The following is a 14,877-nucleotide window of genomic DNA, read 5'->3' as shown; positions in this document are numbered from 1 at the left end:
TCGCTGACTTTCCAAAAGATGCATTTGCCCGGCGGCCGTTGCGATCACGACGGACTGGTCAGAAGATGTTCCACCAGTTTCGGCTCGTCTCCGCCTCAATGCTGACAGCCTGCGCAGTCAGCTTGACCGAGATCCTGTTGTCGCGATCGGGCTTGATTTCGGCAGTTGAGCGCCGTTGCGCATCATTGCCCGAGCGGAAGCCGGCGATCACGCCGACATATCGAGTCTCGATCGGCGTGTTGCGCTCGATCTCGCGTTTTTCGCCAGGCGTCAGCTCGATCTCGCGCTTAGCCACCAGATCCGGCCCGAGGCGCTTCACGTCATCGTCGAACAGCTCGAAGAACTGCGCTTGCGTGAAACTGGCCTTCGACTTCAGCTCATAGATACGGACGACAACCGGCGACGGCTTGCCGTGCGCGTTTGGATTGACGAGCTCATCGGCCTCGATCACGAGTTTGATCGGCGTCGTCTTAGAGCTCTTGTCAGTCGAACAACTGCTGGCTGCAGCGGCCACCAGCAACGCACCGCCAACAATGAACAACCGCTGAAGTTTGTTCGGAGGCGCCATTACGCCGTTTTCCCTTCATTCTGGCCAGGTGCTGAGAGTTGCGACTCGTAGCTTCGGGTAAACTCTTCTGCGATATAGGAGCGAGCCGTTCGATCAATGTCACCGACCATCGATGCGTGCAGTTCCACAAATCTGTCCCACAACTTGGCCTTATTGATGCGAGCACCGAAAAGCCCGCTATTTGCACCGTCGCTCTCGATACGCTGGGGGCTCATGTGCGTTAGCACATTGCTGACCGCGCCTCTCATTGCCGCGATCGCCGCGACCTCATGGGCCTTGATGTCGTCGAAGCCTGCGCGCACCGATCGCGAGAGCAACAGGAATCCGCGATCCTTTGCAAGCGCCTCGCGCAGGGCATGACTGCTGTTGGTAAACTGTACTGCGTTGTCGTTTCCAGCGCGTGTCTGCGTCGGCCCGATCTGGCACTCATTCTTGAGCATGGCCCACGCCGCCAATATCGAATGTAGGCCGTTCGTCATCTCGGCGATCGCACGGCCGAGTTCCGCAAAGAACTCTCGACGCTGTGCTGGTGGCACAAGTTTCGGATTGAACCCGAGCGCATTCCAGAACGCCTGCAGTTCGTCTGCGTCGGATGGAGGGTCCGCAGGCAACGGCGGAGCACCGCTCGTTGTTGCGGTTCTCACCTGGGCAGCGCCGACCGCGCGCTGCGCAGCAGTTTCCTTCAGGCTCAGCAGCAGCCGATCGAGCTCCCGCTCATCGGGCGGCGGCGACCTTGAACCAGAATCCCGCAATTTCCCGAGGTGATTCGTCGGACGAGAGGCGATCGGCTTAGGCGCGATCCGGAACGCTTCGTTCGGCTCATTGAGGCGCGCTTCTGTTCGCTGCGATGACACCGATGGCATGCGGCGCGAGGCCGGTCCCGGCAACAGATCGCCAAGATCGAGATCCTCAGGGATGCTTGGCGCAGGATGGCCATTCGACAGTACACTTCTGCCATTGGAGGGTGCAGAGGGCAGCAGCGGTCGGGATGGCTCGACAAATGGCGCGTCGACCGACGACAACGGAATTGATCGGATATTTCCCGATTGCGCGTGCGAGGACGGCCTCTCGGTCGTGGCAGCGCTCGACGGTCGCCGGGGAAGATCTGCCAGTGTCGGATCCACAGCCTCGATGTCGTTGCTGAGCGCCTTGTCTCCAGGCAAGGATGGCGGATGAGGTGCCTGCGGCTCCCACTGTGCAGCTGAATAGAAGATCTGGTGCGGGCCGGTCACTATTGAGGGATCGGGAGGAAGGTGCGCATCGCTTCCCAACGGTCCGGCAGTCGGAACAGCTGCAGTTGCGGACTCTTGGTTGAGTGTAGGAGACGGCAACGTCGGCGTTGTACGGCCGAGGCGCACCGCTTTCGACCCCGTCAAGCCGAGCCGTTGACGTTCCTCGACAGGATCGTCCTCGATCATCACCGAGATGATGTAATTCGCCAAGTATAGCGTATCGCCATCAGCTAGCGGCGCGGTATTGCCGCGTCCCAGCGGTGCGTCCACCGTGTTGATGTAGACACCATTGGTGCTTGTATCGGTGATCGTGAAACCGATGCCATTGAATGCGATCAACGCGTGGTGTCCTGACAGCGTGTTGGTTGGATCTGGAAGCCGCCAGTTGCAACCGCGCCCGCGACCAATGGAGCCCCCTTCCGGTCCAAACGCCTGCCTTGCGTTGCGGCCCAAGGGCTCGGCGTTCTCTCCCAGGACTCCGAGTGTGAAATGCATCCCGCACCTTCAGGCTTGCTCGCCGGCACAGGCGGTCATCCGAGCGTCCCATTGGAATTGCCGTGGCAGCAGCATTGCTTCCTACTGAGCAGCATTGTTGTTGGGCCGATCGATTGTCTCATGCGCCGGTTGCGCAGGGTGAAAAGGAAGGTCTCTTCGTGCGCTCAGCTGCACCGGAGGCCGCGCGGGCTTTCTCTCTCAGAAACAAGGCATGCGAACTCAAGAAGGAGCGCATCGGTCGTTTTACGCATCCACGTGCACTCCGCCAGTTAATGTTGCCAGATTTCGGTAGCAACGATCGTGCCAATGGCATCTCCAATCTAAGCCACTGATTGGACATAATAATCTGTGGTCCGGCGAATGACGCAGGTGTTCTCAAACTGACAGAGGCTCGTGCAGCCGTCAGACACCGGACAAGGTGAACCCTCAGACGACTTTTTTGGCTACAACCGGGCCCAGTGTCGTCTAGCTATCCTTGACCAAACCGGACAGCGGCAGCTTGTCGAGCGAATATGGCGTCGACTTGGGGCCGCAGAGATGCACACGGGTCGTCGCTTGCGGTAGGCATTGGGGCGTAACCTTGCAATTCGCGCCCGGTCCGTCCGCCCACGACGATCGGTCAATAGTTCAGGATGCCTTGCAGGGATATCACGACCTGCTGCCAGCTAAGTTCGTAACCCGCCCTCCTGAAAACCCGTCGGGTTGACTGTGCGGGTCAACCACTTATCCCATACTGATGCTGAAGCTGGGTGGGGGTTGCCGCTTGAGCCAGGAGGAATACACGATGAGCCCCTCGGGAAGGAGCTTGTCGAGTTGGTTTAGGAGTTGGCTCGTTTGTGTATCCATGATTGATATAATAACACATTTTCAAACCGAGTTTGAGATCATTGCCATTTATCGAGTAGACCACGCTCCAGCGCCGCGATCAGGCGAGCGAGCCGGGGCTTCGCCGCGAGGTTGGCTACCGTTTCGATGGCACCCACAAATATCTTGTCTGCTTCGTCTACTTCCATGGCAATCGGGCGCGGTCAGCTCGCTGATCCGGAATCATTCGAGGATGCCGCTCGCTCAATTTTCGTGACTTCGTTTGACGTTGATTAGAAGAATTCATTATCGCGGTCGCACTTTGGGGTTCGCCCTCCATTCTGTTGTAAGAATTCACGGAGGTTGTTTGAGGGGCCGCTCCGGCATCTCGATCATGCTTTCGGCACCTGTACGGAAGGTGTCGCAGCTCTGCAGAAATTTGAATTTCCTTTCGGAGATCCTGTTCGATAGTTCTCTTCGCGCATTGGCGTAGAAACTCCGCGTGCGGCCTTGCATCCAAGAACCGATAGAAGTCAGCGGTAATCATTTATCACCTTGGCGTGCCGTGTGGCGTCGGCTCCCATTCGACGCATGGAAGCAATCTACTCGAATAGATTTCCAACGCATCCTTGTATTAGCCGACCCGGCAGTGCTTGCGTCTTGAAAACGAGCGGGCAGAAGTCCGGTATCCCCGGCAAGTTATTGCGGACGCGATGCCACACCGAATTCGGCCAGGAGCTCGCATATTGGAGATCGATATCGACGGCATCGACATAGGAGACCTTCTTTGCCGCGGGCAGATTGAGTTTGTCGCTCCAACAGCCATCCATAGAGAAAGCAGATGCGGTGCGCGTGTAGAGCCCGGTCGGCTTCTGCTTCACGAGCTCCGCAATCTCGTCCTCTTTCACGGCGAGGAAAAGCCGCTTTAGGATGACAAGGTCTAGGCCTGGCGGACTGCACGACGCCGCGATATAGGCGACGGCGCCGAACGCACAAAAGTTGCGCGGACGGCTGGAAGAACCGCCCGCGGAAGTGTTGAGCGAGGCCTTGGCTGTCTCGCCGGGCGTCATGACCAAGCAACCAAGCCATCACACGGTCGCGGCAACCAGCTTGGCAGACAATCATATGCGATGAAGGCAGGCAAAAGCAGCGCGCTTTCACGCCATGCCCGGCCACCACTCGAGCCCTCGGCGGCGGCTTCCGGACTTATATTACATGTCGCCAATCGGACACGAAAGCAGGAGTGAGGTGTCTTCGCTCGGGCGTTCGCAGCGGAGGGGTGTTCACAGCCAATCGCGATTCTTGACGAAAAGGTCGTCGAACAAAAGATTATAGAAGTAGATCACTCTACGCGCCGGGTAAAACGGATCATTGTAGCACAACGTGTTTTCTATCAGACCAGTCAACACTATTATATGCCCATCCCATAGTATTTCGTTCCCGGAGGATGACGGCAGACGCAGCGCAGCCCAGATTGGCCCTCGTGTAGTCAACGTCTCGGCAATAAAATCACGCGTAAATCCGTCATCTGGCTCTTCGAGCCTCTCTAATCCTTCGGTGCGCGCCAACCAGTTAAACTGGTAATTGTTGATGCCTACGTCGCCCCGCCAAACGGAAGGCAGACCCAACCGAGGCCCCGGGCGAAAGTAGTACGACAGCATACAAGCGCAAGCATACCAACAATTGTTATTCCCATGCGGTCGTATATTTCCGGCATAGTTTCGTCGCATGTTCAATTGGCCGTCATAGCCATGTTGTTGGCTGACAAGCGGAACATCCAGCACTACATTTAGCACCCTACAGCTCCCCCAAATTTACCAGCGAGCTGAGCAAATAGCGTGCCGAACGGCTTCAGCGCCAACCGCCGGTAGCCATGCCTACTCACACACTTGGCGCGAACGAGATGGCTCTCATGGGCCCGGCGGGCGCGCACCGGCTCCTGGCTGGGATCGATGCGCAACGCGATCTCCGCGACCTCGCGCCAGTCCGCGCCCTCTGCATCTGCATCCAAGAGGCGCATGCAGGTGACGGCGTGCTCGCGGTCGTAAGGAGTCAGGGGCGGCTCGGTGCGGTGGCATAGCAGTCTCCCGGTCATGGAAGCCATTGGAGCGCGCAGCGCAACGTCTAACCGGGTTGACCGCGACTCCGGCCCGTGATCCATGACGCGCCATGATGGTCCAGTGTCCCGGCATCGCGGATGATCTTCACCATACGAGAATAACTCGAAAACGATCACAACAGAACAAGGCTTCCGGTTCCCTTGGGCGGGTCGATCCATGTCGTCCAGCCTAATTCTCCTTCGCCCAGAGTCCATTCCGGCGTCTGCCCGAGCGCTAGTTCTAGCTGGAGATCCCATGCCAAGGGCTCGCGCAGAATAAAGTTAATGAGACGGCAAAGGATGGTATGGCTCTCGCAACCGGGTAGCAGCGACCGAAACTGCAGCTGGTTGAGCGGGCCGAGGCAAAGCCGGAATTTGCCTACGATGTCTGGCATGGTTTCACCAGCAAGGGTATCAACGCCGAGCTCAAGACCAGGCCGACCAAGGCGCCACTGCGCCTCTTGTGGAATGTCGATCTCGCGCCAGATGAATTCCTCGACCCGGGCCGAAATATTTAGATGGCTGGAAATCACACCGGTCACGAGCTCGGCCGACCGGCTGCACAAGGCAAGGACGCCGGCATGCGGCAGCAGCCGCGCCCGCCATTCCCGTTGGTTGGCTGTGTCTTCCCCGGGCACGAGTCCAAAGAGCGTACCAATCAGCACCGAGATCGCGTCGGTTGCGCCCTCCTCGAACCGCAAATGGTGGCGGTAGTACCGCCAGATCCGCAGCAGCAGGCTGATCAGACGGTGATTGAAGAAATCAAAGAAATCGCCGAGCGAACCCATGCCGTCCGCGTGCATGACCCGTTCGGTGTAGAAGGGCGGCAGCGGGGAGGAGGGACCGTGCAGCCCGAGGAAGTTGACGTCTACCTCCACGCGCTCGCTGGCGGCCTTGACCTGTCTGATTTCCGCGATCTCTTCGGCAGGAAAGCCAAGCGTCGGCGCCGCACGGAAGCGCACCGCCTCCCGCGCGGGATCGTCGGTGGATCCGATCGGGGGAGCGTCGCTGAAGCGCCGCTCGAGATGCGCAACGAGCGAGAAGAACCCGAACGCCGAAAGCTCATCGCGTTCGTCGGGCGCCGTCAGAGCGGCGTGATCAATCCGCTTCTCGCTGGCCATAGGTAGTGTGCGTTGCTTTCCGTGCCGCGAACCGAAAACCGGTGCAGCATGTTGATACCGGCGAAGGTCGCGAAGAAGGCGTCAAGCACCGAACCCAACAGGAACAATTCGCCCTCACCACCGATCTTGCTGTCGACCACGGCCAGTTCGATATTTCGCATTCGGATCGCCGCCCCGCGCACCACGTGATCGGTGTCGGTGGTCACGAACTGGTCGAGGCCTTCGAGCAGCAACTCCAGGCGGCGACGCGCCTGAACGTCGTAGACCGCACGGAAATCGTAGCTGCCAAGGATGGTCCGCAGCGCGTCGACGTTGACCATGGCGCCGTAATTGCGCGCCAGATTGGCCGTCAGCCGCCGGAACAGGCCGTCATTGACCGGTGGCGGAACCTCTGCAACGACCGTCGTGATATTGGAGAAGGTAACCGCGCGAGGCGTATCAGAGGTCGGCAGATCCACTGCACCGACCGGCAACCGGTCGGCGATGGGTCCGTTGGAGCAAGTCAATTGCAGGGATGCGACGTCGATCGGCGGATGCTGGCCGATGTCGAGCCGGTCAACGAAACTCACATAGTGATCGACGCCCCGACCGACCACCGCCGGCCGGATGCGCTCGCGAAAGTAAGCGCGGTTGCGCTCGGCGCCGGGCAGATCGTGGCGTAACAGGTCGAATGGCTCAAACTCGGTGCGTTCGGGGCGGCCTTGCACATAGCCGGTCACCCGGTCGACGGAACGGATGCTGAAGTTCGGCCCACCGGAGGCAAGCACCCGGTATTCGGTCTTTGTCCGCTTCAAGCGGATCGGCGAGGCCTCGTGGCTGAAGACGTTGATTGCTGGCGTGCAATTCAAGCAAATCTGGCCCTTGCCCACGCGCAACTGCGCGGGGAACGGACGCTGAAACTCGAGGCTGAGCCTGCATTCCGTCTCCATGTGGGTCCCAACCGGCTCGAGACCAGACAGTTCGACGTGGAGAAATTTCGACGGGTAACTCAGATACTCCTGAATGATCCGGAATCCTGAGAAGGCGTTGCGCGGCCAGGGCAAGACCGCCTCGTCATCGCTGAAGCCGATTGGTGCGATCTGTGCGGCTCCGATCGTGACGACTTGTCGATCCGCCACCGTGACGGTTGCCTGCGTGACGTGCCGGCACAGCCAAGTCAACAGATAGCGCCCCACTTGTGGCTCTCGCTCCGTCGAGAAGAAGAGGCGGAGCCGACCATTCTTAAGACATGACAGGTTTTGCTGGCCGGTTGCTTTGATACCCAAAATAAGTCGAGCCGAATTTGTCCGGTTCTCGAGCTGAACGTCGTTAATCTCCAGCGGCAGCACGTCAATTGGATAGCAGGTGACGAACGTGCAGTTCGTTCCCTCAATTGGACGCGAGCGAACGCTCGTGCCGGCCGGTACGTTCGGGCTCGCGGCGCTCGCCGATGGCTTCGCGGCAAAGGCCAGAGTCGTAATGGGCGGCAGAGATTGAAGATATTGCGGCCATACCATCCGCAACAGGCCGTGGACGAATTCGGGAAACTCGTTGTCGAGCTTCTGGCGCAGCCGCGCGACAAGGAAGGCGAAGCCTTCCAATAGCCGCTCTACGTCGGGATCCGTTGCGTCACGCCCGAGAAATGGCGCAAGCTTCGGATTGGCTAAAGCGAAGTCAGTGCCGAGCTCGCGCAAATAGGACAGCTCATCCTCGTAATAGGGATTAAGGGCCACCGCTTCAGCCCCTCACCTGGACGTGCTTCTCGAAGATCGCATCGAAGGCAACCGGCTCCACCTGGTCGTTATAATTGAGCGTCGCGTTGACGTGGAAACTCAGCTGCAGCGGGTTGTCGGGATCGGCATGAAAGCGGATCAAAACATTCTTCAAGCGCGGCTCAAATGTCTCGATCTGCTGCTTAAGCGAACGGGCGAGCGCGCGGACCGCGTCGGCTCCCTGCCCGACCGCCTCGTTGAGCTCGGGCATGCCGAAGTCCGGCCGTGTTTCGCAGCAGCCCTGGCGCGAGTTCAGAACCCGACGTAAGTTTTCCAGGACGCTTGCCCGGAAACGGTCGAACGAGGGCTGATTGGTCGCCGTCGCGTCCTCCAAGCGCTCCATAAGGCTGCGGTCGAACATCGTCTACCACCTCTACTGCTTGTCGAGCTTACCCTTGAGCGTCAAAGCAAAATCCGCGCCCATGTACTTCAAGTGTGGAACGACGGCGATGCCGACGCGATACCAGCCCGGTTCACCTTCGACGTCCTCGACGATGATCTCCGCCTTTCGCAAAGGCCGCCGCGAGCGCACCTCTGCCGACGGATTCTCCTGATCGGCGACATACTGACGGATCCAGTTGTTCAGTTCGCCTTGCAGCTCTTGCCTGCTCTTCCAAGAGCCGATGTTCTCGCGTTGCAGCACTTTGATGTAGTGCGCGAAACGATTGATGATGAACATATAGGGCAGCTGGCTGCCGAGCTTGTAGTTGAGCTCGGCCGCCTTGCCTTCCTGGCTGTTCCCGTAATATTTCGGCTTCTGCACGGAATTAGCCGAGAAGAAAGCGGCATTGTCAGCCCCCTTGCGCATGGTCAGCGCGATGAAGCCCTGCTCGGCTAGTTCGAACTCGCGCCGGTCCGAGATGAGAACCTCAGTCGGCACCTTGGTCTGCAATTGCCCCATTGCCTCATAGGTATGCAGACTGAGGTCCTCAACTGCGCCGCCAGACTGGGGGCCGATGATGTTCGGGCACCAGCGATATTTGGCGAAGCTTTCGGCTAAGCGCGTCGCAAAGGCAAAAGCAGCGTTGCCCCAGAGGTAGTTATCGGTTTCGCCATCTGAGGCCTCCTGGTAATTAAACGCCTTCACCGGAACGGTCTCTGGACCATAGGGCAAGCGCAGCAGGAAGCGCGGCAGCGTCAGGCCGAAATAGCGAGCGTCCTCGCTTTCGCGGAACGAGTTCCACTTGGCGTATTTTGGTCCCTCGAACACCGATTGCAGATCTTTCAGACCCGCGATCTCCTCATGACGTTCGACGCCGAACATGTTCGGTGCAGCGGAGGCAATGACCGGTGCATGCGACATGGCGGCCACCGCGCTCATGTACCGCATGAGCTTGACGTCCTGGCCGCCACTGCCAAACTCGTAGGCCGAGATCATGGCTGCGACGGGCTGGCCGCCGAACTGGCCGTACTCTGCGGTGTAGACGTGCTTGTACAGGCCGGACTTGACGATCTCCGGACTGTCCTCGAAGTCGGTCAGCAGTTCATCCTTGCTGACGCTGAGGATTTCTACCTTGATGTTCTGACGGAAATCAGTGCGGTCGACCATGAACTTCAGCCCGCGCCAGGCCGACTCGAGCCGCTGGAACTCGTCCATGTGCAGCACACCGTCGAGCTGGGCCGAGATCTTGCGATCGATCTCGGCAATCATCTGATCGACGAGGGCGTTGTTGACCTGCTCGTCGGCGCGGCTCGGTTTGATGAGCTCACTGAGGAAAGCTGCGACGCCCCGGCGGGCGAGGTCGTAACCCTCGTCGCACGGGGTCATCTTGGTTTCGACGAGGACTTGATCCACCAGCGAAAGGTCAGTGGTCGTGGTGGTGACTTCGGCCGGCTGCTGCGCACTTGTGTCGGTCATAGCGCCCTCGCTCAAAACGGCTCGCTGATCCGCTCACTCGCTCTTGCTGGTGAGCTCGCTCAAGAGCCGCGGCCGCGCGCCGTGGTCTTCAAGCAAATTCTGGATGGCTTTGCGGAAGCTCGGCACGTTGCCGAGGGGGCTCTTCAGGGCGATCAGGGCCGCGCGCAATTCGGTCAAGGCGCGCAATTCGGGGATTTGCTGTGCGACACGCTCGGGTTCGAAGTCCTTCAGGCTCTCAAACGCCAGCGACACCGACAGCTTACCGGATTCAGGCTGGTCGTCGAGCCTATTCTCGGCGGAGATATGAAGAGTCAGTTCCTGGCTTTTGACAACCTCGTTGAAATTGTCCTTGTCGATATTGACGAGCTCGCGCTCCTCAATCGGGCGGTCATCAGCCCGTCCGGTGAAGTCGCCCAAAACCAGCAATTTGAGCGGCAGCTCGACATCCTCCTTGAGGTTGCCTGTTGCCGGCTTGAAGCGGATATTGATGCGCTCCTTTGGAGCGACCGAGCTTTCCTGCGACATATCAGCTCCGTTAATACTTTGCCACCGACACGGTCCAGCTAGGCGCCAAGCATGCTCGCGCGTGCAATGTCGATGGCCGTGACCCGCGTTCGGATTTTTTCCATCGCGGCGCGACGGCGCGGCCCGTCAAGCATTTGCAGCGAATCAGAATGAGTCAGCGCACGAAAGCGCAATTCGGCGACGTCGAGCGCAAGCCCAGGCTCCCAGCTTCCGAGGTTGCGCTCGGCGATCACCTCTTCCATGTGCTCCAGCAGCGGGATGGCGGTCGTGACGAATCCGGCTTCGATACAGAAACGTGCTTGCGCAAGCTGGCCCACGAACCGCGCTCGTTCTCCGGTCGCGCGGTCTAGCGCACGCGACAGCTCCTCGAGTGCGGCCTGCCGGTGCCCGCTGCCGATGAGCCTGTGTGCCTCGGCAACCGCTTCATCGATAGGATCACGGCCCGTCGACACGTCCGCTGCGCCCACCGCGGCCCAGGCACGCGTTTCCTCGTCCGCAAACGGCCGGCCGTCGTCGAATTGAAACGCCAAGGTCCGCGGATAGCGTGTGGCCAGCAGAGCTACTGCCGCGCGCACCGCCGCGGCCGCCGGCTCAAAGAGCGGCCCCATTTGCTCCAGCGCCTTGGCGGCATGCCGGTGAGCATCGAGCCAGAACGGCGCTGTCCAGACGATCTCTTCGGCTAAATTCACCACATCGGCGTGCTGACCGGCCGCGAGCTTTGCTTCTAACGCAAAGATGTGATCGTCGGGCGGCGATATCATCGTGCGGCCCCCCGTATCAGGCGGCAGCGCATCAAAACGCAGCCATGAGCCAATGCGATTGAGCAGATAGACCTTCGGGTCTGAAGGCGAGGCGACGCGCCGGACAGCCGCAGCCTGCCGCAACATATCAGGCAAGCGGTCGATCAAGCCGGCCCAGTCGCCATCGGCGCCAGCCGGTAGCGATGCCTCCGCTGCTGCCGGTTGAGCCTCCTCAACCGGCGGAGTGGATACGGCCGGTGCGGCAGCGGCCTCTTCGGCAGCTTGGGCGGCCTCGGTCGCACGTTCAGCCGCCGCGGAGATCGCTCGCTTGGCCTGTTCGTAATGCGGTTGCAGGGCCCTCAATAACTTGCCCAAAGCGGCTTGCTCATTGACCAGCTTTTCGCGCAATTGGCGATCGAGATCATCGAGCACCTCATAGGCGGCGAGCACTGCCGCATAGTCGGCGTCGGTCGGCGCATTCTCCGCCACCTCCGGTCCAACGCGACCAATGAGCCAATCGATCGCTCCGACGCGCGCCCGTTCCCGCCTGATCGGCGGAAAGAGGCCCTCCCAATGGGCGTCCACCATGCCGCGCAAAACGCCTAAACCGACGGCAAGACCCTGGTATCCTCCAGTCCGAAACAAACCATAGGTCGCCCAGCAGGCGACCAAAATGTCCTTTGACTGGTTCGACAGGATATGGAGCGACAGTGTACTGACTTTGCTCCAATCAACCGCAGCTGGTCCGTCGGCATCCATGCGCCGCACCTCGGCTTCGAGCCGTTCGAATTCGGCCGCATCACGGACATTAATGCCGGTGGGCACGGGGCCCGGCACAGGGGCAGCGCCGTGGCGCGCACGCGCATCGATGCTGTCTCGAACCACCACCCATGAGTCGATCACGGTGACAAAACCATACGCGGACGGGCATTGCGACGGATCGCGACATTAGGACGGTCAACGTCGTAACCGCCGCATACAATAAGCTGAGAGTGGACATTCTTGTAAGCCACCACTGCCCCTCCTTGCACAGGCGCTGCTGGATGCCATTCCTCTTTCAAGCCTTATGCCAATTGCAATGGCTTGATTTGTAAAGCGATTCTCTCAATCGAAGACGTCATGGCCCCGACAGCTTGTTGCAAACCCGACATCAGAGGCGTTGGTGGTGGCTAATGGGTCGGCTCAGTCATTGGCCTCCTGGAGCCTGGGCGCAGGCAAACGCGCCACGCGCGCTCGCGCCTGCGAAACTTGGAAAGACAATGAGACGAGGATTTTTCAACACGGTACGTCGATGTTTCATCGTTGGAACATCCCAGTTCCTACGCGACAGCGGCGACTCGCCGCAGGCCCCGATGCAGCCCCATCGTGACGATAGGGAGCGCCTCAATGAGGTCTTCAATGACATCAAGAGGGCTGCGATTGCGGGCGAGCCTGCCGCGGGTCGACTCAAGCCGCAATCCGTTGCGAGTATTGCTTCGCCGCTTCTCTTGCTGGCTCTCCGAGAAAAAAACAGGGCATTGTTGTTCGGCCTCACGACGCGTCGCTGGACGAAGATGCGAAGCTTTACAAACTAAAGTGTGGTGACAGAAAAATCTTCAATGGGCTGACTCATCTCCGGAACTTCATGTTGGGGACCAGAGCGCTGGAAGTCTTGCGCCCGCAGCTCGCTCCCTGTTCCGAAGACGCGGCTCTCATCCAAAAGGCAGCCGAGGCGGCCAGAGCGGGCATTGCGAGCGGAACTTCATGGCAGGGATTCGAAAAACCGTACAGTGTCAGCAGGGCCGCTACCATGCTTCGCAAGTTCAGTGAGTAGCTCCAGACGCAGCACATGAGCGCGATAGCAGGCCGCCTCGACGACCATTCGCTGCAGGAAGATGGCAAGGAATTCAGGCGCGTCAGAAATAGCCACTCGCTGCGCATCGAATTGAAGCTGCTTTGGACGTACAACTCGCTGCAGGCGTCTCCCGCGGCAGCCATCAGCGACAACGACTTAGATCTGTTGGAGCTGCTGGAGATGGAAGTCGACGGGCCATCGTCAGCCGCGGGGGAAGTCGCCCCGCAGCTCGCCTTGCTGCAGGCGTCTCCCGCGGCAGCCATCAACGACAACGACTTAAATCTGCTGGAGCTGCTATCGCGGGAGACGGAAATAGACGGATCACGGTCGCCCCCCGGGGAAAGGCACCTCGCAGCACACCTCGTTGCAGGCGTCTCCCGCGGCGGCGGCCATCAGCGGCAACTATTTTGAGCTGCTGGCGCTGCTGGAGCGGGAGATGGAAGTCGACGGGCCATTGTCGGCAGCGGGGGAAGACGGTCCGCAGTTCAACTCATTCCAGGAGTCGCTCGAACAACTGCTCGTTGTGCCGGAGACGCCATTGGAATTAAATTACCACTGTCGCCTCTACCGGACCCCGATGGCAGTTTGAATTTTGATACGGCCTTACTTTACGAAATGCGAAACGATGCTCACGACAGTCGGGCTTCGTGCGAGTTGGTTCAGCCGCAACAGTCATCCTGTCCGGCAGCCGCAATACCGGCTTGGGCGCCGACGGATGATTTCGGACACATTGTGCCCTTGGGCTGGAATCATGGGTTCCAACCGGCCCCCAACGTCCTGATCGGCGCACTGAACCGAACAGGCGGCCTCCCGGGGCCGTTCCAGGCGACAAATCTGTTTATTCGTGGTCAGCCCTACACGGCGCAGCTGGGGGCAGGGATACGGGAAGCGACCCCCAACAATCCGCTCGGCGCAAACATTAATCTGATCCCCGGAATTAAGGACGGCTAAAGTCCGCCAAGCTGTGGGAACTGAGCAGGCAAGGTTCGGAATGTGCCGTCGCCAGTCGTCATCCCGCGTTGATCAAACCGCGATAATTTGCAGTCCCGCATCACGGATTGAACTTCAGCATCTTGACAAAATGCTCCGCGTCCAGCCCCGCCCAAGGCATCGTCGAGCAGGATCACTCCGATCGAACCGTTTGTGGGATCGGGAGACGAAGCCTTCGAGGACACGGCGGCGGCCATGGCACGCCGAGATCTCGGGCCGAGCGATCGGCGTTCAAAAGCCGCGCGAGCTGCGGCATGGGCACGTCGGGAAATGACGTGACGTCGGTTGCACAAGCCTCATGGTCGCGTTCTCGCGCCGCAAGGCTTTCATCCTCACGCGTCTTCGCGGTCTCGAGCCTCTGCTTGTGCTCGCGCCAGAAGTCCCGTGCATCGTTCAGGAAGCCGAGGACGCGCAAGCGCACCCCGTGCGCAACGTCATGCTCGGGCAGCGCCCTGGCATCCCGTTCGAGGACCGCGGCGGCCAGCACCTGCCGCGCGTCGGAAAGATCCCTCGCCGCGTCGGCCACTATCCTCTCGGCGTTGCGGGTCGCTTCGCGACATTGCGACGACTTCTGTTCCAGCTTCGTCCGCTCGGCCTCCAGTTCTAATATCTGTTGCGCTTTCGCGCAATCTCGCTGGCCGCAGAGATCTTTTAGCGTCTTGCGCATGTCGGTTGCGGTCGCCATCGCTCGCTGCAGCTCGTCGACGACGGATCCGAGAGCGACTTGGAAGGGGGCCTGGCGCCTGGCCAACCAGCACATTGTAGGCCTTCCAGGCGGCATCATAGACCTCGCGTTCCTTTGTCGCCTCACGCTCTTCGCCGAACAGTCGCTGCAATTCGTCCTTGGCGGCCTCGACGGGC

The 14,877-nt window shown here is 59.9% G+C and carries 15 protein-coding genes; 2 read left to right on the top strand and 13 right to left on the bottom strand.

Annotation, left to right across the window (positions count from 1 at the left end; translation table 11 throughout):
• Positions 1-58 precede the first annotated feature (58 nt).
• On the bottom strand, positions 59-568 hold the full coding sequence (gene tssJ, locus RX328_RS11615) for a type VI secretion system lipoprotein TssJ (protein WP_213253707.1): 510 nt from the start codon (positions 566-568) through the stop codon (positions 59-61).
• Positions 568-2,295, bottom strand: coding sequence for a type VI secretion system-associated FHA domain protein TagH (gene tagH / locus RX328_RS11610; RefSeq protein ID WP_249726837.1), 1,728 nt, complete (start codon positions 2,293-2,295; stop codon positions 568-570). The genes tssJ and tagH overlap by 1 nt, the downstream gene beginning before the upstream one ends.
• 62 nt (positions 2,296-2,357) lie before the next feature.
• Between tagH and RX328_RS11605 the strand changes: the two genes are divergently transcribed.
• On the top strand, positions 2,358-2,627 hold the full coding sequence (locus tag RX328_RS11605; RefSeq protein ID WP_213253705.1) for a hypothetical protein: 270 nt from the start codon (positions 2,358-2,360) through the stop codon (positions 2,625-2,627).
• A 552-nt stretch (positions 2,628-3,179) separates the two neighbouring features.
• Here RX328_RS11605 and RX328_RS11600 read toward each other — a convergent pair.
• The 10 genes from RX328_RS11600 to tssA all read right to left on the bottom strand — a co-directional run bounded on the left by RX328_RS11600 (position 3,180) and on the right by tssA (position 12,095).
• On the bottom strand, positions 3,180-3,308 hold the full coding sequence (locus RX328_RS11600) for a hypothetical protein (RefSeq protein WP_256441700.1): 129 nt from the start codon (positions 3,306-3,308) through the stop codon (positions 3,180-3,182).
• 393 nt (positions 3,309-3,701) lie between these two features.
• The gene (locus RX328_RS11595) at positions 3,702-4,169 is read right to left on the bottom strand and encodes a hypothetical protein (protein WP_108522794.1); all 468 of its coding nucleotides are present in this window, start codon (positions 4,167-4,169) and stop codon (positions 3,702-3,704) included.
• 213 nt (positions 4,170-4,382) lie between these two features.
• A complete protein-coding gene (locus RX328_RS43470; protein ID WP_410734059.1) occupies positions 4,383-4,760 on the bottom strand; it encodes a papain-like cysteine protease family protein in 378 nt (125 codons plus the stop codon).
• A 128-nt stretch (positions 4,761-4,888) separates the two neighbouring features.
• Positions 4,889-5,194 carry a DNA -binding domain-containing protein gene (locus tag RX328_RS11590; protein WP_317258704.1) on the bottom strand — a complete coding sequence of 102 codons (306 nt, stop codon included), beginning with the start codon at positions 5,192-5,194 and terminating at the stop codon, positions 4,889-4,891.
• Between the two features lie 137 nt (positions 5,195-5,331).
• Complete coding sequence (tssG, locus tag RX328_RS11585) at positions 5,332-6,318, bottom strand: type VI secretion system baseplate subunit TssG (protein ID WP_213253702.1); 987 nt, start codon at positions 6,316-6,318, stop codon at positions 5,332-5,334.
• Positions 6,282-8,030: a type VI secretion system baseplate subunit TssF gene (gene tssF, locus RX328_RS11580; RefSeq protein WP_108523289.1), complete on the bottom strand. Its 1,749-nt coding sequence runs from the start codon at positions 8,028-8,030 to the stop codon at positions 6,282-6,284. Before tssF ends, tssG begins: the two co-directional genes overlap by 37 nt.
• A gap of 4 nt (positions 8,031-8,034) precedes the next feature.
• Entirely contained in the window at positions 8,035-8,430 is a 396-nt protein-coding gene (gene tssE / locus RX328_RS11575; RefSeq protein WP_213253701.1) for a type VI secretion system baseplate subunit TssE, read from the bottom strand.
• Between the two features lie 12 nt (positions 8,431-8,442).
• A complete protein-coding gene (gene tssC / locus RX328_RS11570) occupies positions 8,443-9,927 on the bottom strand; it encodes a type VI secretion system contractile sheath large subunit (RefSeq protein ID WP_213253700.1) in 1,485 nt (494 codons plus the stop codon).
• Between the two features lie 33 nt (positions 9,928-9,960).
• Complete coding sequence (tssB, locus tag RX328_RS11565; protein WP_213253699.1) at positions 9,961-10,452, bottom strand: type VI secretion system contractile sheath small subunit; 492 nt, start codon at positions 10,450-10,452, stop codon at positions 9,961-9,963.
• 38 nt (positions 10,453-10,490) lie between these two features.
• The gene (gene tssA / locus RX328_RS11560; RefSeq protein WP_213253698.1) at positions 10,491-12,095 is read right to left on the bottom strand and encodes a type VI secretion system protein TssA; all 1,605 of its coding nucleotides are present in this window, start codon (positions 12,093-12,095) and stop codon (positions 10,491-10,493) included.
• A 925-nt stretch (positions 12,096-13,020) separates the two neighbouring features.
• Between tssA and RX328_RS11555 the strand changes: the two genes are divergently transcribed.
• The gene (locus RX328_RS11555; protein WP_213253697.1) at positions 13,021-13,437 is read left to right on the top strand and encodes a hypothetical protein; all 417 of its coding nucleotides are present in this window, start codon (positions 13,021-13,023) and stop codon (positions 13,435-13,437) included.
• Between the two features lie 712 nt (positions 13,438-14,149).
• On the opposite strand, the gene RX328_RS11550 is transcribed toward RX328_RS11555, so the two are convergent.
• A complete protein-coding gene (locus RX328_RS11550) occupies positions 14,150-14,701 on the bottom strand; it encodes a hypothetical protein (RefSeq protein ID WP_213253696.1) in 552 nt (183 codons plus the stop codon).
• Between the last annotated feature and the right edge of the window lie 176 nt (positions 14,702-14,877).

It is taken from the genome of Bradyrhizobium sp. sBnM-33, assembly GCF_032917945.1.
Lineage (GTDB): Bacteria > Pseudomonadota > Alphaproteobacteria > Rhizobiales > Xanthobacteraceae > Bradyrhizobium.
The sequence above is the reverse complement of the archived record's forward strand: the minus strand, read 5'-3'. Positions and strand labels throughout refer to the sequence as shown.